Origin of the sequence: Streptomyces sp. NBC_00028 (assembly GCF_045041065.1) — a bacterium.
Taxonomy (GTDB): domain Bacteria; phylum Actinomycetota; class Actinomycetes; order Streptomycetales; family Streptomycetaceae; genus Streptomyces.
The window spans coordinates 3,856,215-3,875,383 of the sequence record NZ_CP108293.1; the positions used below are offsets into that span (position 1 = coordinate 3,856,215).

The following is a 19,169-nucleotide window of genomic DNA, read 5'->3' on the forward strand; positions in this document are numbered from 1 at the left end:
GGCATGGCCACCCGTGGGGGGCCATGCCGTCTGCTTACGGCGTGCGGGAGTTGAGAGGGGTCGGCGTCAGCCTCGGCCTCAGCTTCAGCCGAGGACGGCGAGCGCGTCGATCTCGATGAGGAGCCCGGCGGGGAGACCGACGTAGACGGTCGTACGGGCGGCAGGCGGCTGGGTGAGCCCCTGCTCCTCGAAGTAGGTGTTGTAGAGGGCGTTCATCTCGGCGAAGTGGTCGACGTCGGTCAGATAGACGCGGATCATCATCACGTCGTCCCAGGACGCGCCGCCCTCCTCCAGGATCGCCTTGACGTTGGCGAGGGTCTGGAGGGTCTGCTCCCGCAGGGTCGGCCCGGCGGGCGTCGGGGCCTGGCCCGCCACCGCCGGCAGGAATCCGACCTGCCCGGCGACCTGGAGGATGTTGCCCTTGCGCACCCCGTGCGAGAACTTCGCGGGCGGGGTGGTGTGGGTCGTGGGGGTGAGCGCGATCTTCTCGGTCATGGGGTGACTTCCTTGACGGGGGTTCTGCCGGAGTACTCCCCGCTGATCGTGTCCGCCGTGCGGCGGACCAGCGGGAGCAGGGTGAGGAGTTCGTCGGCGGTGACGACGACGTTCGGCGCGGAGACCGACATCGCGGCGACGACCCGGCCGTCGGCGCCGCGGATCGGTGCGGCGACGCAGTTGATGGACTCCTCGTGGCCACCGAGGTCCGTGGCCCAGCCCTGTTCGCGCACCCGCTCCAACTCCTTCAGGAAGGCAGGGGCGTTGGGTGTCGAACGGGCCGTGTACAGGGGGTAGTCGAGCTTGTCGGCGAGAGCGCGGCGCTCGCCCTCCGGGAGGTCGGCGAGCAGCAGCTTCGCCACGGCGGCGACCGTGATGGCGACGGGCTTCCCGATCCGCGAGTACATCCGCACCGGGTAGCGGCTCTCCACCTTGTCGATGTAGAGGACGTCCTCCTCCTCGTACACGGCGAGGTGGACGGTGTGGCCGACCTGTTCGTTGAGGCGTACGAGGTGGGGGTGGGCGATCTCGCGGATGTCGAGGTTCTCCATCGCCTCCTGGGCGAGGGCGATGAGCCGGGCGCCGAGGCGGTAGCGCTGGTCGGACTGGCGGTAGACCATGCCGTGTTCATGGAGCGTGCGCAGCAGCCGCAACGCGGTGGACTTGTGCACGCCGAGCCGGTCGGCGACCTGCCCGAGATCGGCGGGGCCCTCGGCGAGCAGCGGCAGGATGCTGAGCGCGCGGTCGACGGTCTGACTCATGGGGTGCGTACCTCCTCCGGGGCCTGCGCGGCTTGCGTCCAGCCGGGGCCGAGACGAAGTCTCTCCCACGCCGGCTCATCGAGAGCGACCAGCTGATCGGCGTGTGCGCGGGAAGGGGGCGTCGCGAGATCACCGGGCACGGTGAGGGCGGCGGCGGCCCAGAGGTGCCCGGTGCGGAGGCTTGTGCCCACGGGGAGCCCCCGCAGGAGGCCGGACAGGAACCCGGCGGCGAAGGCATCACCGGCGCCGGTGGTGGAGACGACGTCGACGGTGGGGGCGGGTTCGAAGGTGCGGGAGGTGGGGGTTGCGGTGGGGGCCGTTTCGCTCGCCCGCGCTTGCGGGGTGCCGCTGCGCCCACCCGTGCCGCCCCAGCGGCACGACTGCCCGCAGCTGGGCGGATGGGCGGGTGCCGCCCCTGCGGCCTGCGGTGGTGACTCCGGGGCGCTGACCGACCCAAGGGGCGCGGGGAACTGCGCGACCAGCCCCCTTCGGCCCGCAGCCGACACAAAAGCCGTAGCCCCCTCTGCTCCTTGCTTCACCACCAACACCGCCGGCTCCGGCAACACCTCACGGACCGCCGACGGCCCACCCGTGACCCCCCACACCTCCTCCGCCTCGTCCTCCCCCACGAACACCACATCCGCCCCGCGCGCCAGCTCCCGCAGCACCCGAGCCCCGTCGGCGTCGCGCCACAACCCCGACCGGTGGTTCACGTCGAAGGAGACGACCGGACGTCCCTCACGCGGCGCCGTAAGTGATTGCATCAGCTCCAGGCAACCGGAGGACAACGCCGCCGTGATCCCCGACAGGTGCAGCACCCGACCCGCACCCACCTCCACGTTCCCCACCGTCATCGCCGACGCCGCCGACCCCGCCCGGTAATAGGCGACCTCGTGCGCGGCCGTCCCCCGCTCCCCCGCCGTACGGAAGTACACCCCCGTCGGCCGCGAAACGTCCCGTCGCACGCCGCTCACATCCACGCCGTACGACCCGACGGTCTCGACGAGGTGGTCCCCGAACCCGTCCGCGCCGACCCGGCTCACCCACCGCACCGCATGACCGGCGGCGGCCAGCGCACAGGCCACGTTGGACTCCGCGCCCCCGATCGCCCGGTCGAAGGACGGCACGTCGGCGAGGCGGCCCGGCCGCGTGGGCAGGAAGGTGACCATGGACTCGCCGAGCGAGACGACATCCGCGACGTCGGGGGCGTTCACGATGGTCATGGCTCCTCGTCGTCTCGGGCCCGGGCGGCTCCATTGACCCGGCGTTGGCCAGGATGTTAGACACCAGTAAGCGACATACGCAATGGACGTTGCAGAGCATGCAACTGACCTGATCAGGGAGGCCCCGTGTCCCTCGACACCGGTACCGAAGCTCTCGCCCGCCTCGCCGAGGAACGGGTCGACCACCGCTTCAAGGGCCTCCCCCCGGACGCCGACGGCCTCACCGTCGCCGAGCTGGCCGCCCAGCGCCGCAACCTCTTCACCGACGGCTTCACCACCCCGGTGCTGGCCCTCTCCGCCGAGCGGCTCGAACACAACCTCCGGCTCATGGAGACGTACGCGACCCGCCACCACCTCGCCTTCGCCCCGCACGGCAAGACCTCCATGGCGCCCCAGCTCTTCCAGCGGCAGATCGAGCACGGCGCCTGGGGCATCACCCTGGCCGTGCCGCACCAGGTCCGCGTCGCCCGGGCCTACGGCATCCAGCGGATCTTCCTCGCCAACGAACTGACCGACGCCGCCGCCCTGCGCTGGATCGCCGGTGAGCTGGCGACCGACCCCTCCTTCCGGCTCGTCTGCTACGTCGACTCCGTGCGCGGCGTCGAGCTGATGGACGAGGCGCTGCGCGGGACCGTCCGGCCGGTGGACGTCGTCGTGGAACTCGCCGCGGGTGAGGGCGCCCGTACCGGTGTCCGCACCGAGGCGGAGTGCGCGGCGGTCGCCGACGCCGTCGCGGGCACCGACACCCTGCGGCTCGTCGGGGTCGCGGGATACGAGGGCGAGGTGCCCCAGGCCGATCCCGAGCGGGTGCACGCCTGGCTGCGGCGGCTGATCGCGCTCGCCGTCGACTTCGACAAGGCGGACCGCTTCAAGGGCGTGACCGAGATCGTCGTCAGCGCGGGCGGCAGCGCCTGGTTCGACGCGGTGGCGGACGTCTTCGCGCAGATCCCCGAACTCTCCCTCCCCGTACTGAAGTTGCTGCGCTCCGGCGCCTACGTCTCGCACGACGACGGGCACTACCGGAAGATCACCCCCTTCAACCGGGTCCCGGAGGAGGGCGCCCTGGAACCGGCGTTCCGGCTCTGGTCGCAGGTCGTCTCCCGGCCCTCCGCCGAGCAGGCCTTCGTCAACGCGGGCAAGCGGGACGCCGCCTACGACCTGGATCTGCCGTTCGCCCAGGTGGTACGCCGGGAAGGGACGGCGGAGCGGCCCGCGACCGGGATCGAGGTCACCGGACTGTCCGACCAGCACGCCTGGCTGCGCACCGCCCCCGGCGCGGACCTGGAGGTCGGCGACTGGCTGAGCCTCGGCCTCTCCCACCCCTGCACGTCCTTCGACAAGTGGCAGCTGATCCCGGTGGCCGAGGCGGACGGCACGGTGGTCGACTACATCCGTACGTTCTTCTAGGAGGTACGACCGTGGAGGAACTGGTCATCCGGGACGCGGACGTCGTCGACGGCAGCGGTGCGCCCTCGTACCGCGCCGATGTGGTGGTCGACGGCGGCCGGATCGTCTCGATCGTCAAGGAGGCCGCCGACGCCGGGTGCCAACGCCCGACAGCGCGGCGTGAGTTGGACGCTGAGGGGCTCGTCCTCTCCCCCGGCTTCATCGACATGCACGCCCACAGCGATCTCGCCCTGCTGCGCGACCCCGACCACAGCGCGAAGGCCGCGCAGGGCGTCACCCTCGAAGTCCTCGGCCAGGACGGGCTGTCGTACGCCCCCGTCGACGACCGCACGCTCGCCGAGGTGCGCCGCGCCATCACCGGGTGGAACGGGTACGGCGACGACATCGACTTCGACTGGCGGACCGTCGGCGAGTACCTCGACCGGCTGGACCGGGGCATCGCCGTCAACGCGGCCTACCTCATCCCCCAGGGGACGGTCCGGATGCTCGCCGTCGGCTGGGAGGACCGCGAGGCGACCCCGGCCGAGCTGGACCGGATGCGGCGGCTCGTCGCCGAGGGCATGGAGCAGGGCGCGGTCGGCATGTCGTCCGGGCTGACGTACACGCCCGGCATGTACGCCAAGGACGCCGAACTGACCGAGCTGTGCCGGGTGGTGGCGTCGTACGGCGGCTACTACTGCCCGCACCACCGCTCCTACGGGGCGGGCGCCCTTGAGGCGTACGAGGAGATGGTGGCCCTGACCCGGGAGGCGGGCTGCTCGCTCCATCTCGCCCACGCCACCATGAACTTCGGTGTGAACGAGGGCCGGGCGCCGGAGCTGACCGCGCTGCTGGACAAGGCGCTGGCGGACGGTGCCGACATCAGCCTCGACACCTACCCCTACACCCCGGGCAGTACGACTCTGGCCGCGCTGCTGCCGAGTTGGGCGAGCGAGGGCGGCCCGGAGGAGATCCTCGGGCGGCTCGCCGACGACGGCACCGCGGAACGCATCCGTCACCATCTGGAGGTCGTCGGCTCGAACGGCTGTCACGGGGTGCCGGTCGACTGGGAGACGATCGAGATCTCGGGGGTGGCCGATCCCGCGCTGGCGGACCAGGTGGGCCGCCGCCTCGACGGCTGGGCGACCGCCCGCCGGCTGCTGCTCGCCGACCGGCTGGCCCCGTCGATCATCCAGCACGTGGGCCATGAGGAGAACGTCCGGCACATCATGCGCCACCGCGTCCACACCGGCGGCTCGGACGGCATCCTCCAGGGTGCGAAGCCGCACCCGCGGGCGTACGGCACGTTCCCGCACTATCTCGGCCACTACGTACGGGAGTTGGGCGTGCTGTCCCTGGAGGAGTGCGTAGCCCATCTGACCGGCCGCCCGGCCGCCCGGCTCCGCCTCCCCGACCGCGGTCTGGTCCGCGAGGGCTACCGCGCCGACCTCGTCCTGTTCGATCCGGCGACGGTGGCGGCGGGCTCGACCTTCGAGGCCCCCCGCACCCTGCCGACCGGCATCCCGTACGTCCTGGTCGACGGCCGTTTCGTGATCGAGGAGGGCCACCGGACGGACGTCCTCGCGGGACGCTCCGTCCGGCGAACCCCGTAGTACTGCTACGGCTTGGGCAGCGTGCAGCCGCTCGCGCTCAGGTCGAGCTTGTTGTCCACGCCGAAGCAGGCCGGGATCTGGTAGGTCTCCTGGGCGTAGTTGATGCCCTGGCGGACGGTGACGTTGCCGCTCGCGTCGACCTCACAGGGGTTGTTGTCGGTGCAGCGGCCGCCGTCCTCGTTGCCGGTGTTGTTGACGGCGACGACCTTGCCGGTGGCGTTGTCGATGACGGGCGAGCCCGAGGTGCCGCCGATGGTCTGGCAGGCGGAGGTGTAGCGGACCGAGTCCTTCCAGGTCCACTCGCCTTCCTTGAGGCGGTAGGCGAAGCCGTCGACGTTGCAGGCGTACGTGCGCTTCCAGTAGCCGGAGACGACCGTGATGGCGGTGCCGGCCACCGGGTGGGTGTTGTTCAGGGTGAGCGCGTCGATGCCGTACGTGCTCTTGATCGAGGCGTAGGTGCGCGTGAGCTGGTAGATCGACACGTCGGTGTCGGTCATCGTCGCGTAGGCGATCTTGCTGGCGCGGAGCGTTCCGACCCTGGTGCCAGAGGAGTTGAGGAGCCCGAAGCTCCGGGTGGAGGCCTGGTCGACGATGACCTCGCCGGCCGCCGGGAAGCCGGTCTCCAGGCAGTGGCCGTTGGACATGACCAGCGCGGGGTCGTCGGCCTCGGAGTTGGGGAAGCGGATGACGGACCCGGAACAGTTGCTGAGCGAGACGGTGCCGGCGAAGTTGACGGCCTGGAGCTGGGGCGCGAGGGCCTGGTTCAGGCTCGCCGAGGCGGACGTGACCGTGTCCCAGACGGTGGAGACGGCGGTGCTGGTGTCCACCGCGCCCGTGGTGTCCGGGGCCGCGACCGCTGGTGCCGCGCCGACCCCGGCCAACGCCAGGGCGAGCACTACGGCACCGAGAGGCTTCTTCATGTGGGGGTCCCCTCAATTGCGACGAGGGTGACCGGAGAATCTCCGGCCACCCGCCAAGTTGTCATGCGCATTGTCATCTTGGCGGGGCGGCCGGGCAAGGACTTGTTTCGAGTCGTGGGGGTTTCCCTACGAACCTGCGGACTCCTGCCCGGGGTTGGGGACTTCATGCATACATGGCTCAGCGGGGGCGCTTGGTGTTGCCCAGCCCCTTGCCGGGCTTGCCGTCGGAGCCGGAGCCGGAGTCACCCGGGTCGCCGGAACGGGTCGCGGTGGGGGCGGAGGCGCTCGCCGTGGCGGTGGGGGTGACGTCCGCGGGAGCGGCCGACTCCGACGCGGTCCTCGTCGATGCCGGGGACGAGGGCGCGGGCGCCGACGAGGCCACGGACGGGGACCCGCCCCGTGAAGCGTCGGTCACCCCCGGGGTGTCGGTGGCGGAGCCCTCCGTGACGTCCGGCGCCGCGGAACCCGTACGCCGCTCCTTGCCCTCCGAGCCGCCCGGGGCCCCGGACAGGGAGAAACCGGCGACCAGCGCCGCCATCGACACCGCGCCCACCGCACCGGCCGCGACCACGACGCGCCGCGAGCGCCAGGGGCTCGGCTTGGGCTTACGCCGGGAGCGGGGACCGGGGGCGACCGCCGCACCCGGCACGCCCGCGACACCCGGCACGTCTGCGGCACCCGGCACGTCTGTGACACCCGGCAGGGAAGGCAGCTCGGCCGTCTCGTCGTACGCGTTCTGCCACCCGTGCGCGACAGCCGGGTCGGCGTACTCGTCGTAGGAAGGGGGCGGCTCGGCCCGCGGGTGGTACACGTTCGGCGCACCCTGGGGCGCTCCGGCCGCGCCGATGCCGTTCTCGTTCTGGGGTGGCCTGGACATGGCCGCGCATTGTAGGGACGCGGGGGCCGCCGAGACAGCTACCGGCGATAACCACCCAAACCGCCGCGTCTCAAGTGGTGGAAAACACGGCCCGAGCCGCGTTACCGGGCCGTAAGCTCCCTGGCATGCAGGTGATCCAGTCGACCAAGCTCGCCAACGTCTGTTACGAGATCCGGGGCCCGGTTCTCGAGGAGGCCATGCGGCTTGAGGCGGCGGGCCACCGCATCCTCAAGCTGAACACCGGCAACCCGGCCGCCTTCGGGTTCGACTGCCCGCCGGAGATCCTCGAGGACATCCTGCGCAACGTGTCGTCGGCGCACGGCTACGGCGACGCCAAGGGCCTGCTCGCCGCCCGCCGGGCCGTCGTGATGCACAACCAGACCCTCGGCATCGAGACCGACGTCGAGCACGTCTTCATCGGCAACGGCGTCTCCGAGCTGATCGTGATGGCGATGCAGGCGCTGCTGGACGACGGCGACGAGGTGCTCGTCCCGTCCCCCGACTACCCCCTGTGGACCGCCGCCGTGTCCCTGTCCGGCGGCACGGCCGTGCACTACCGGTGCGACGAGCAGTCCGACTGGATGCCGGACCTCGCGGACGTGGAGCGGAAGGTCACCGACCGCACCAAGGCGATCGTCATCATCAACCCGAACAACCCGACGGGTGCGGTGTACGACGAGGCCATGATCCGCGGCCTGACGGACATCGCGCGCCGCCACAACCTGCTCGTCTGCTCCGACGAGATCTACGACAAGATCCTCTACGACGACGCCACCCACACCCCGACCTCGTCCGTCGCGCCCGACCTGCTGACCCTCACCTTCAACGGCATGTCGAAGGCGTACCGGGTGGCCGGCTACCGGGTGGGCTGGATGTCCATCTCCGGCCCGCGAGCGCACGCCGACTCCTACATCGAGGGCCTGACCATCCTGGCCAACATGCGGCTGTGCGCGAACATGCCGGGTCAGCACGGAGTCGTGGCCGCGCTGAGCGGCCGGCAGACCATCAACGACCTGGTGCTGCCGGGTGGGCGGCTGCGCGAGCAGCGGGACGTGGCGTACGAGCTGCTGACGCAGATCCCTGGGGTGAGCTGCGTGAAGCCCAAGGGCGCGCTGTATCTCTTCCCGCGCCTGGACCCCAACGTCTTCAAGATCAAGGACGACCGGCAGATGGTCCTGGACCTGCTGCGGCGCGAGAAGATCATGGTCGTCCAGGGCACCGGGTTCAACTGGGGCGAGCCGGACCACTTCCGGGTCGTGACCCTGCCCAACGCCCGCGATCTGCGGGACGCGATCACGCGGATCGGGAACTTCCTGGACGGCTACAGCCAGCCGTAGCGCTCCGCTGGTGGAGCCGGTTTCGCGATCGCAGCCAACTTTAGAATGAATCTAAGCTAGGATGGTTTCCTGACCGCGACGGAGGCCTTCCCATGTACGAACCGATCCGCACCAAGTCGGTCCACAGCACGATGGCCGACACCACCTCCGACTTCCCCCACCGCACCCGCGAGGAGGAGCTGGACATCCAGCTCGCGGGCCATCTGGCGGCGCTGCTCGCGGTCACGGACTCGCTGCGCTCGATCGAGCCGACCGAGGATCTCGACACCGCCGCCGAGCGGCTCGCCGAGCAGGTGACGCGACTGCGCGGTGGCGGGGCGCCGGTTCGCGCGGTCACCTCCGGTACACGTGATGCCGCGACCCTGCACGAGCGGGCGCATGCCCTCGCGGGCCGGGCGCTGGTCGTGGCCGCGTCGCGCGCCGACACCGCGGTGGCGATCCTCGCCGCCGAGCGGATGGACGCCCACGCGCTGAGCAGCGTCGGCTGACCCCAGGAACGGCCCCGGTCCGCGTGCACCCGCAGCGACGCGCGGACCGGGCGCCATGCACTGCGTTGGCTTGAGCCGGGTGCCTGTTCGCCGTAGGGGTTCACGTTCGTTTGCGGGTGCCGGTTCGTCGTGGCTTGTCGCGCAGTTCCCCGCGCCCCTGGGGGCGTTGCAGCACCGGGGCCGGTAGGACATCCCCCGTTCACTCCGGCCCACCGGGAATGTTTCGTTCCGCGAGCACTCTCCTCCTGTGAGACGAATCATCGGAATCGTCCTCGCGGTCCTGCTGGTCGGCGGCGTGGTGGTAGCCGTCGTGGCGGGCCGGGAATCCGGGGACAACGGCACGGCAACGAAGACCGTGCAAGGAGTGATCGGATCGGAGAAGGCGGAGTTCTTCGCCGATCCCGACGTGGTGAAGGCCCTCGCCGCCAAGGGCTACACCGTGCAGGCCGAGACCTCCGGATCATGGGCCATGGAGGGGATGGACCTCAAGGGCTACGACTTCGCCCTGCCGTCCAGCCAGGCGCCGGCCGTCGAGCTGGCCGCGAAGTACAAGGTACGGGGGACGCTGCCCCGCCCGTTCTACTCGCCCCTCGTCGTCGTGGCGCACCGAAGCGCCGCCGAGGTGCTCGCGGGCAACGGGCTCGCGAAGCTGGACGGGAAGAGCCGCGGCACCCTGGACATGGCCGCGTATCTCGACGCGGCCCGCGCCGGCCGGACCTGGCAACAGCTCAAGGGGGCAGGGAAGTACGGGGAGTTGGGCGGCACGCTCTACATCTCCAGCACCGACCCCGAGTCCTCCAACTCAGGCGCCCTCTATCTCGCCGCCACCTCCTATGTCGCCAACGGCGGCAAGGTGGTCGCGAGCGACGCCGACGTGGAGCGCACGGCACCGCTGCTGAAGAAGCTCGTCAGCGTCCAGGGCACCCAGCAGACCAGTACCGACGCGTCCTTCCGGGACTTCGTCAGCGGGGTCGGCAATCCGCTGGTTCTCGTGTACGAGTCACAGGTCGCCTCGCTTCTCGTGGGCGGGCAGCAGCCCGGTGACCTGGTCGTCCTCTACCCGGACACCACGGTCAACAGCGACCACACCGTCGTACCGCTCACCGAGGACGGGCGCGCGCTCGCCGAACTCCTCTCCACCGACCAGGAGTTGCGCAGGCTGCTGGTCCGGCACGGGTTCCGGCCGCAGGGGGCGGCCACCGCGTTCGGCTCGGCCGACGCGCATCTCAAGCAGGAACTGACCGGCGTCCGCCAGGCTCCCGTGCCCACCTCCGCGGTGCTGCACGAGCTGGCCCGCCGAGCGACGGGGGACGACAAGTGACCGACTACACAAACGACTTCACCCTTACGCCGCCCGAGGCGGTCGCTCCCGTACCGCGGGAGCGGGCCGGTGGGCTCGTGCCCGTCGACGAGTCCGTCCGTACGGGGATGGCGCAGAAGGCCGCCGACTATGTGGCCGGGCTCGCGGCGCTCGACGCCCGCTCCCCCGAGTTCGCGGGCAAGGTCGGCGAGATCACCGGACTGGGCGCCGGGGACATGCGCAGTGCCGCCGCGCAGTCCAACCGGATGCTGGAGCGGACCGTGCGCAGCCTGCCCGACAAGGGCGGCGACGCACAGGCGCAGGTCGCCGGGTCGCTCGTCGAACTGCGGCGGGTGGTCGAGGACCTGGACCCGCGTGACCTGGCCGCCACCAAGGGACGGAAGTTCCTGTCCCGGCTGCCCGGCGGCAACAAGGTACGCGACCATCTCGCCAAGTACGCCTCCGCACAGGGGACGCTGAACCGGATCGTGGGCGCGCTGCGTGGCGGGCAGGACGAACTGCGGCGGGACAACGCGGCGTTGCAGACCGAGCGGGCACGGCTGTGGGAGACCATGGGCAAGCTCCAGGAGTACGTCGTGCTCACCGAGGCCCTGGACACGGCCGTCGAGCTCCACATCGACGGGATCGGTGACCCGCAGCAGGCCGACGGTCTGCGGGCCGACGTGCTCTTCCCGGTCCGGCAGAAGCACCAGGACCTGCTGACCCAACTCGCGGTGTGCGCCCAGGGCTACCTCGCCATGGACGTCGTACGCCGCAACAACGAGGAACTGATCAAGGGCGTCGACCGGGCCGCGACCACGACCGTGTCGGCGCTGCGGATCTCCGTGATGCTGGCCTCCGCGCTGGACCACCAGAAGAAGGTCGTCGAGCAGGTCAACGCGTTGCGCGGGACGACCGAGGACCTCATCCGGGGCAACGCCGAGATGCTCGCCACGCAGAGCGGGGAGATCCAGCGCATCGCCGCCGACCCGGCCGTGGGCGCGGAGACCCTGCGGTCGGCGTTCCAGCAGATCTATCGCACCCTCGACGCCATCGACACCTACAAGGTGCAGGCCACCGAGGCCATGGCGTCGACCGTGGAGTCCCTGACCGCCGAACTCCAGCACGCGGGCGCCTACTTGGAGCGCAGCCGGACGCAGGGCGCGCTGGAAGGGGGCCTCGGATGAGACGGGTACTGACCGGCGCCCTCGCCGCCGTCGCCCTGCTGTCGGGCTGTACGGCGACGACGGAGAAGAAGGACGGGCCGACCGAGGGCGCGGTACGGATCCTGGCCTCCAGCGAACTCCGCGACATGGAACCGATCATCGAACGGGTCGGTACCGACATCGGCGTCGACGTGTCCCTGTCCTACACGGGCACCCTCGACGCGGTGGACACGCTCGCCAAGGGGAAGGCGGACCACCGGTACCAGGCGGTGTGGCTGTCCTCCAACGACTATCTGCGGCTGCGCCCCGAAGCCGCCCGGCGGGTGGTGTCGGAGACCGAGGTGATGGCCAGCCCGGTCGCCATCGGCGTCAAGCCGGCCACCCTCGGGGAACTGGGCTGGCAGCCCGACGACGTCACCTGGGCACAGGTCGCCGAGGCCGTGCGGGACGACGCGCTGACGTACGGCATGACCGACCCCACGGTCTCCAACTCCGGTTTCTCCACACTGATCGCGGTCGCCTCGGCGCTCTCCGGCGCGCAGTCCGCCCTCACGGACGAGGACGTCACGAAGGCGACACCGAGGCTGAAGGAGTTCTTCCGGGGGCAGCAGCTGACCTCGGGATCGTCGGGCTGGCTGGCCTCGGCGTACGAGCGGCGCGGGAACGTCGACGCGCTCATCAACTACGAGTCCGTCCTCAAGGGCATCCCGGAACTGACCGTGATCCGCCCCCGCGACGGGGTCGTCACCGCCGACTACCCGCTCTCCACGCTCACCACCGCCGACGCCGCACAGCGCGACGCCGTCCGCCGGCTGACCGAGGCCCTGCGCACACCGGAGAACCAGCGCGAGATCACCGAGCGCACCCATCGCCGCCCGGTGGTCCCCGCAGTCACCCCCGCGGCCGGCCTCGGCACCGACCGACGGCGTGAACTCCCCTTCCCGGGCAGCCGGTCGATCGCGGACGGGCTGCTCGACGCGTACGACAACGAGCTGCGCCGGCCGTCCCGGACCGTGTACGTCCTCGACACCTCGGGCTCGATGGAGGGTGACCGGCTGAAGCGGCTGAAGAAGGCGCTCACCGACGTCAGCGCCGATTTCCGGGGCCGTGAGGAGGTCACGCTGATGCCGTTCGGCTCGGCGGTGAAGGACGTGCGGGGCCTGACCATGGGTGCCGACCCCCGGGGCGGCATCGAGGACATCCGTGCGGACATCCGGGCGCTCACCGCCGAGGGTGACACCGCGATCTACTCCTCGCTGGAGGAGGCCTACGAGCAACTCCGGGGTGAGCGGGACATGTTCACCTCGATCGTGCTGATGACGGACGGTGAGAACACCACGGGCAGCACGGCCGCGGAGTTCGAGGCGTTCTACCGCGCCCTCAGCCCCGCCCAACGCCAGATACCCGTCTTCCCCATCCTCTTCGGCGACTCCGACCGCTCCGAACTGGAACACCTCGCCGACCTGACCGGCGGCCGTCTCTTCGACGCCCAGAAGGGGTCGCTGGACGGTGCCTTCGAGGAGATCCGTGGCTATCAGTAGATATCTGGAGTCCCGCAAGAACATCGCGGGCAGCGTGTGCGGGCTCGTCGGGGTCGGGCTCACACTCGCGGGGGTGGCGGGCGCGTACTGGCCGGTGGTCGTGGCGGGGCTGTACGGCGCCGGGGCGCTGGTCGCCCCGCCGGAGCGGCCCGCGCTGCCGGCCTTCCCCGACCCGTCGGCCCAGCTGGACGCCCTGCGGGACGACTTCGGGAAACTGTGCGCCTATCTGGCGGAGGTCGAGCTGCCCCCGGCCGCCGCAGGCCGCCTCACCGAACTGACCGACCTGCTGACGGCGTTGCTGGACCCCGGCTGGGCCACGGAACTCCTCTCCCAGGACCCGGAGGGCGTCCACACGCTCGCCCGGGCCGTACGGCAGGACGTTCCCGAGGCCGTCGACACCTTCGTACGCACCAGGTGGTGGACCCGCCTCGCGCCGGGCCAGGAAGCCCCGGAACGCCATCTGGAACGACAGTTGACCCTGCTCCAGGAGGAGGCGGAACGGCTGGCGGCAGCGCTGCGGGAGACGGAGGCCAGGCGGCAGGAGTCGCACACCCGCTATCTGGAGGACCGGGGCCGGGCGAACTGACCCAGCCACACGAAGCGCCACAAGAAGACGAAGGCCTGGCGTCGCCTCCCGTCGGGGCGGACGGGAGGCGACGCCAGGCCTTAGGCCGTGTCTTTCGGATCATCCCGGGGCCCCGGGGCTTGGCACGCACATCTGCCGCGTTGTCGTCGGTCGCCGACGCTCCGAGTCGGGCTGATCCGAAAGACACGGCCTGATCCCGCACGCCGTTGTACGGAACCTCGTCGGCTGTCACCGCGGTCGGCCGTGACGATACAGCTGGTCAGGGCACGATCGGAGCCGACCGCGGCGGTCTGTGCGGGGACTCAGCCGAGGCGCTGCACCAGCGCCCGGTACTCGTCCCACAGTTCCTTCGGGGTGTGGTCGCCGAAGGTGTTGAGGTGCTCGGGGATCAGCGCGGCCTCCTCGCGCCAGACCTCCTTGTCGACGGTGAGGAGGAAGTCGAGGTCGGTGTCGGCCAGTTCGAGGCCGGCCGTGTCGAGGGCCTCCCGCGTCGGCAGGATGCCGATCGGGGTCTCCACGCCCTCCGCCTTGCCGTCGAGGCGCTCGACGATCCACTTCAGGACACGGCTGTTCTCGCCGAACCCGGGCCAGACGAACTTGCCCTCGTCGTTCTTGCGGAACCAGTTGACGTAATAGATCTTGGGGAGCTTCGCGGCGTCCTTGTCCTTCGCGACATCGACCCAGTGGCCCATGTAGTCGCCCATGTTGTAGCCGCAGAACGGCAGCATGGCGAAGGGGTCGCGGCGCAGTTCGCCGACCTTGCCCTCGGCGGCGGCGGTCTTCTCGGAGGCCACGTTGGCGCCGAGGAAGACGCCGTGGTTCCAGTCGAAGGACTCCGTCACCAGCGGCACCGCGGAGGCACGGCGGCCACCGAAGAGGATCGCCGAGATCGGCACGCCCTTGGGGTCCTCCCACTCGGGCGCGATGATCGGGCACTGCGAGGCCGGGACGGTGAAGCGGGCGTTGGGGTGGGCGGCCGGGGTCTGTGACTCCGGCGTCCAGTCGTTGCCCTTCCAGTCGGTGAGGTGCGCCGGAGTCTCCTCCGTCATCCCCTCCCACCAGATGTCGTTGTCGTCGGTCAGCGCCACGTTGGTGAAGACGGAGTTGCCCCACAGGGTCTTCATCGCGTTGGCGTTGGTGTGCTCGCCGGTGCCGGGCGCGACGCCGAAGAAGCCGGCCTCGGGGTTGATGGCGTAGAGGCGGCCGTCCTCGCCGAAGCGCATCCAGGCGATGTCGTCGCCGATCGTCTCGACCGTCCAGCCGGAGATCGTGGGCTCCAGCATGGCGAGGTTGGTCTTGCCGCAGGCGGACGGGAAGGCGGCGGCGACGTACTTCGACTCGCCCTGCGGGGGCGTCAGTTTGAGGATCAGCATGTGCTCGGCCAGCCAGCCCTCGTCGCGCGCCATGACGGAGGCGATGCGCAGGGCGTAGCACTTCTTGCCGAGCAGGGCGTTGCCGCCGTAGCCGGAGCCGTAGGACCAGATCTCGCGGCTCTCGGGGAAGTGCGAGATGTACTTGGTGCTGTTGCACGGCCAGGGGACGTCCGCCTCGCCCTCCGCGAGGGGCGCGCCGAGGGTGTGCACGGCCTTCACGAAGAAGCCGTCGGTGCCGAGCTCGTCGAGGACCGCCTGTCCCATGCGGGTCATGGTGCGCATGGAGACCGCGACGTAGGCGGAGTCGGTGATCTCGACGCCGATCGCGGAGAGGTCCGAGCCGAGGGGGCCCATGCAGAACGGGACGACGTACATCGTCCGGCCCTTCATGGAGCCGCGGAAGACGCCCTTCTCGCCCTGGAAGATGTCCCGCATCTCGGCGGGGGCCTTCCAGTGGTTGGTCGGGCCCGCGTCCTCCTCCTTCTCGGAGCAGATGAAGGTGCGGTCCTCGACGCGCGCGACGTCGGTCGGGTCGGAGGCCGCGTAGTAGGAGTTGGGGCGCTTGATCGGGTCGAGCCTCTTGAAGGTGCCCTTCGCCACGAGCTCCTCGCTCAGGCGCTCGTACTCCGCCTCGGATCCGTCACACCAGACCACGTTGTCCGGCTGGGTCAGTTCGGCGATCTCGTTCACCCACGAGATCAGTTCCTTGTGCTGGGTGGGGATGACGGGGGGAGCCGCGATGTCGCGCGCCACGATTGCTCCTTGATGAGGGATTTTTTGTTTGGAGGCCCCGTGGGGGCTGCGACCCGGATGCTTCTCGGTGGTGACCTTGGCGCTCATCCGGTGCCGACCGCACTCATTTGATCATCCGACGCTACCGCCCATCTGTCCAGAGGGCATCACAGGTGAGCGGAGTGAGGATTGCCACGTGACGCGCTGTTGCCGGAGCGCTTCTTTGCGTGCACGTTGGGTTGACTTGAGGGTTCTTTACCAAGGCCTCCGGCGCGTCAACTGCCGTGAGATGATGGCCACTCTCGGCCGGTTATCAGCTCCTCCTCATCCGCGACTTACGGGTCCGTAGGTACGATGCCGGACATGACTGCGTCCGCCTCCGACGCGCATCTGGACCCCTCGGCCGCCGGCCGCGGTCCTGTAGCGCTCTCCCTGTCGCAAGAGATCAAGCCGAAGCTCAGGGGCTGGCTGCATCTCGGCATGTTTCCGGCCGTACTCATCGCGGGTCTGGTACTCACCGCTCTCGCGGACTCGACCCGGGGCCGGATCGCCTGCGGGATCTTCGCCCTGACGGCCTGCCTGCTGTTCGGCGTCAGCGCCCTCTACCACCGGGGCAACTGGAGTCCGCGCATGGACGGCGTCCTGCGCAGACTCGATCACGCCAACATCTTTCTGATCATCGCGGGCACCTACACCCCGCTGACCATGCTGCTCCTGCCGGGAAGCAAGGGACAGTGGCTGCTCTGGGGCATCTGGGGCGCGGCACTGGCCGGAATCGCCTTCCGGGTCTTCTGGGTCGGCGCCCCGCGCTGGCTGTACACCCCCTGCTACATCGCGATGGGCTGGGCGGCGGTCTTCTTCCTGCCCGACTTCATGCGCACCGGCGGCATCGCGGTACTGGTCCTGGTGATCGTCGGCGGACTGCTCTACAGCGCGGGCGGTGTCATCTACGGCATCAAGCGCCCCAACCCGTCACCGCGCTTCTTCGGCTTCCACGAGGTCTTCCACTCCCTGACGCTGGCGGCGTTCGTCGTCCACTACGTGGGGATCTCGCTGGTGGCGTACCAGCACGCGTAACGCCCGTCCCACACCCCTCCGAGGGCCACGGCTTCAAGCCGTGGCCCTTTTTGATGGCTGTTTCCAGTTGACAGACACTCTATTTTGAGAGCTACTCTCATTTCATGGAGACTTCCACTTCCGACCCTCGCCGCTGGTGGGCCCTGGCCGCCCTGGTCGCCAGCATGCTGACGCTCGGCTTCGACACGACGATCCTCAATGTGGCGCTGCCGACCATGGCCGCCGACCTCGGCGCCTCCACCGGCCAGCAGCAGTGGATGGCGGACGCGTACGTCGTCGTCTTCGCCGCGCTGATGCTGCCCGCTGGCCTGCTGGGCGACCGGTTCGGCCGCCGCAGGATGCTGATCACCGGCCTCGTGATCTTCCTCGCCGGTTCACTGATCGGCGCCCTCGCCGGGGACGTGAACTGGGTCATCGCCGCCCGTGCCGTGATGGGTGTCGGCGCGGCCCTGGTCACCCCGCTCGCGCTCTCGGTGCTGCCCACGCTGTTCAGCCGCGACGAGCAGCCCAAGGCGACCGCCATCGTCTCCGCCGCCTCCGCGCTCGGTCTGCCGCTCGGCCCGATCATCGGCGGCTGGCTGCTCAACCACTTCTGGTGGGGCTCGGTCTTCCTGGTCAACGTCCCGATGGCCGCGATCGGCATAGCCGCCTGTGTCTTCCTGCTCCCCGAGACCCGCGACCCCGCCTCGCCCAGGGTCGACGCCCTCGCCACCGCGCTCACCGCGACCGGCCTCGGCGCTCTGGTCTACGCGATCATCGAGGCCCCCGCCCGCGGCTGGGGCGACCCGCTGGTCGTCGCCACGCTGGTCGCGTCCGTCGCCCTGATCACCGCCCTCGTCCTGCGCGAACGCCGGGCCGAGCGCCCCATGCTCGACATGACACTGCTCGCCCACCGCGGCTTCCTCTTCAACACGATCGCCGCGACCCTGGTGATGTTCGTCCTGTCCGGACTGCTGTTCGTACTGCCGCCCTACCTCCAGGCGGTCCTCGGCAGCGACGCCTTCGGCACCGGTCTGCGGCTGCTGCCGATGATGGGCGGCATCCTGATCGCCTCCCGTACCGCCCCACAGGCCGCCGTACGCTTCGGCGGACGCGCCACGGTCAGCGCCGGACTGGTGGTCCTCGCCTTCGCCGCGTTCCTCGGCAGCCGTACGACGGTCGACTCCGGCTACGGCTACACCGCGCTCTGGCTCTCCGTCACCGGCCTCGGCTTCGGCTTCGCGCTCATGCCGGCGATGGGCAACGCGCTCGGCGCCCTCCCCCGCGACCGCGCCGGCAGCGGCTCGGGGCTCCTCATGACCCTGCGCCAGGTCGGCGGCGCGATCGGCATCGCCCTGCTCGGCAGCCTGCTCGCCGGCACCTTCCAGGACCGCCTCGACGTCACAGGGCTGCCTGACCGGGCCGCCGACACCGCCGGGGAGTCGGTGGTCGCGGCCCACCTGGTCGCCGAGCGGACCGGCTCCGCCGACCTGGCGGCCTCCGCGAACAGCGCCTACGTCCACGGCATGGGCGTCGTCCTGCTGGTCTGCGGAGTCGCCGCCCTCGTCTCGGCCCTGCTCGCGGCGGCGTTCCTGCCGGGAGCGCGGAAGGCCGACGAGACCGCGGGCACCCCGGACATGGTGGCGCCGCCGGCCGATGCCCGACAATGACCTCATGACGCCCGCACGCCCCCTCCCGCTCACCGACGCCCCCCAACTGGGACTTCGTGAGCGGAAGAAGATCAAGACCCGGACGGCGATCCGCGACGCGACGTACGCCCTCATCGAGGAGCAGGGCTACGAGGCCACCACGATCGAGCAGATCGCCGACCGCGCCGAGGTGTCGCCGTCCACGGTCTTCCGCTACTTCCCCACCAAGGAGGACATCGTCCTCACGGACGAGTACGACCCGGTGATGCTGGAGGAGCTGCGGACCCGGCCCGTGGACGAGCCCTGGATGGACTCCGTGCGGCACATCATGCACAAGGCCATCGACGTCTCCGACGAGATGGTCCGGATCACCCGGGTGCGCGCCCATCTGATGGTCCAGGTCCCCGCCGTGCGCGCCCGGATGATGGAGAGCATGTCCGTCACCGGCAAACTGCTGTCGCAGGCGGTCGCGGAACGCACCGGCCGGGACCCGGAGGACCTGGAGGTACGGGTCTACACGATGTCCCTGATCGGCGGCCTCTCGGAGATCTACCAGTACTGGGCGGAGAACGACATGGAGGAGGACCTGCACACCCTCCTCGAACGCGCCCTGACCGTCCTGGACCGCGGCCTCCCCACGAAAAACAGCTGAGCCCGGCTCCCCCG

17 protein-coding genes are annotated in these 19,169 nt (G+C 70.4%); 11 read left to right on the forward strand and 6 right to left on the reverse strand.

The window, feature by feature from the left end:
- Positions 1-84 precede the first annotated feature (84 nt).
- The 3 genes from OG885_RS16970 to OG885_RS16980 are packed head-to-tail and all read right to left on the reverse strand — an operon-like array spanning position 85 to position 2,479.
- On the reverse strand, positions 85-495 hold the full coding sequence (locus OG885_RS16970) for a RidA family protein (RefSeq protein WP_399948897.1): 411 nt from the start codon (positions 493-495) through the stop codon (positions 85-87).
- Entirely contained in the window at positions 492-1,256 is a 765-nt protein-coding gene (locus tag OG885_RS16975; RefSeq protein ID WP_399948899.1) for an IclR family transcriptional regulator, read from the reverse strand. The genes OG885_RS16970 and OG885_RS16975 overlap by 4 nt, the downstream gene beginning before the upstream one ends.
- Positions 1,253-2,479, reverse strand: coding sequence for a sugar kinase (locus tag OG885_RS16980; protein ID WP_405731950.1), 1,227 nt, complete (start codon positions 2,477-2,479; stop codon positions 1,253-1,255). The genes OG885_RS16975 and OG885_RS16980 overlap by 4 nt, the downstream gene beginning before the upstream one ends.
- 126 nt (positions 2,480-2,605) lie before the next feature.
- Between OG885_RS16980 and OG885_RS16985 the strand changes: the two genes are divergently transcribed.
- The gene (locus OG885_RS16985) at positions 2,606-3,886 is read left to right on the forward strand and encodes an amino acid deaminase (protein WP_405731953.1); all 1,281 of its coding nucleotides are present in this window, start codon (positions 2,606-2,608) and stop codon (positions 3,884-3,886) included.
- Between the two features lie 11 nt (positions 3,887-3,897).
- Positions 3,898-5,478, forward strand: coding sequence for an amidohydrolase family protein (locus OG885_RS16990; protein WP_405731956.1), 1,581 nt, complete (start codon positions 3,898-3,900; stop codon positions 5,476-5,478).
- 5 nt (positions 5,479-5,483) lie between these two features.
- Here OG885_RS16990 and OG885_RS16995 read toward each other — a convergent pair whose 3' ends face one another.
- Positions 5,484-6,398, reverse strand: coding sequence for a serine protease (locus tag OG885_RS16995; RefSeq protein ID WP_405731959.1), 915 nt, complete (start codon positions 6,396-6,398; stop codon positions 5,484-5,486).
- Between the two features lie 178 nt (positions 6,399-6,576).
- Entirely contained in the window at positions 6,577-7,275 is a 699-nt protein-coding gene (locus OG885_RS17000; RefSeq protein WP_405731962.1) for a hypothetical protein, read from the reverse strand.
- A gap of 125 nt (positions 7,276-7,400) precedes the next feature.
- Between OG885_RS17000 and OG885_RS17005 the strand changes: the two genes are divergently transcribed.
- From OG885_RS17005 to OG885_RS17030, 6 genes are all read left to right on the forward strand, one after another.
- Positions 7,401-8,612 carry a pyridoxal phosphate-dependent aminotransferase gene (locus OG885_RS17005; protein WP_405731965.1) on the forward strand — a complete coding sequence of 404 codons (1,212 nt, stop codon included), beginning with the start codon at positions 7,401-7,403 and terminating at the stop codon, positions 8,610-8,612.
- Positions 8,613-8,704: 92 nt separating this feature from the next.
- Entirely contained in the window at positions 8,705-9,100 is a 396-nt protein-coding gene (locus OG885_RS17010; RefSeq protein ID WP_405731968.1) for a hypothetical protein, read from the forward strand.
- A gap of 247 nt (positions 9,101-9,347) precedes the next feature.
- A complete protein-coding gene (locus OG885_RS17015; protein ID WP_405731971.1) occupies positions 9,348-10,421 on the forward strand; it encodes a hypothetical protein in 1,074 nt (357 codons plus the stop codon).
- Positions 10,418-11,587 (forward strand): toxic anion resistance protein, encoded by a 1,170-nt coding sequence (locus OG885_RS17020; protein WP_405731974.1) that lies wholly within the window; start codon positions 10,418-10,420, stop codon positions 11,585-11,587. The genes OG885_RS17015 and OG885_RS17020 overlap by 4 nt, the downstream gene beginning before the upstream one ends.
- Positions 11,584-13,107: a substrate-binding domain-containing protein gene (locus OG885_RS17025; RefSeq protein ID WP_405731976.1), complete on the forward strand. Its 1,524-nt coding sequence runs from the start codon at positions 11,584-11,586 to the stop codon at positions 13,105-13,107. The genes OG885_RS17020 and OG885_RS17025 overlap by 4 nt, the downstream gene beginning before the upstream one ends.
- Positions 13,094-13,693, forward strand: coding sequence for a hypothetical protein (locus tag OG885_RS17030; protein WP_405731979.1), 600 nt, complete (start codon positions 13,094-13,096; stop codon positions 13,691-13,693). The genes OG885_RS17025 and OG885_RS17030 overlap by 14 nt, the downstream gene beginning before the upstream one ends.
- Positions 13,694-13,995: 302 nt before the next feature.
- Here OG885_RS17030 and OG885_RS17035 read toward each other — a convergent pair whose 3' ends face one another.
- Complete coding sequence (locus OG885_RS17035; protein WP_405731981.1) at positions 13,996-15,819, reverse strand: phosphoenolpyruvate carboxykinase (GTP); 1,824 nt, start codon at positions 15,817-15,819, stop codon at positions 13,996-13,998.
- A gap of 342 nt (positions 15,820-16,161) precedes the next feature.
- Between OG885_RS17035 and OG885_RS17040 the strand changes: the two genes are divergently transcribed.
- The 3 genes from OG885_RS17040 to OG885_RS17050 all read left to right on the forward strand — a co-directional run bounded on the left by OG885_RS17040 (position 16,162) and on the right by OG885_RS17050 (position 19,155).
- A complete protein-coding gene (locus OG885_RS17040; RefSeq protein WP_399948924.1) occupies positions 16,162-16,875 on the forward strand; it encodes a hemolysin III family protein in 714 nt (237 codons plus the stop codon).
- A 104-nt stretch (positions 16,876-16,979) separates the two neighbouring features.
- Complete coding sequence (locus OG885_RS17045; RefSeq protein WP_405731986.1) at positions 16,980-18,524, forward strand: DHA2 family efflux MFS transporter permease subunit; 1,545 nt, start codon at positions 16,980-16,982, stop codon at positions 18,522-18,524.
- A gap of 4 nt (positions 18,525-18,528) precedes the next feature.
- A complete protein-coding gene (locus OG885_RS17050; RefSeq protein ID WP_405731989.1) occupies positions 18,529-19,155 on the forward strand; it encodes a TetR/AcrR family transcriptional regulator in 627 nt (208 codons plus the stop codon).
- Positions 19,156-19,169: the final 14 nt, after the last annotated feature.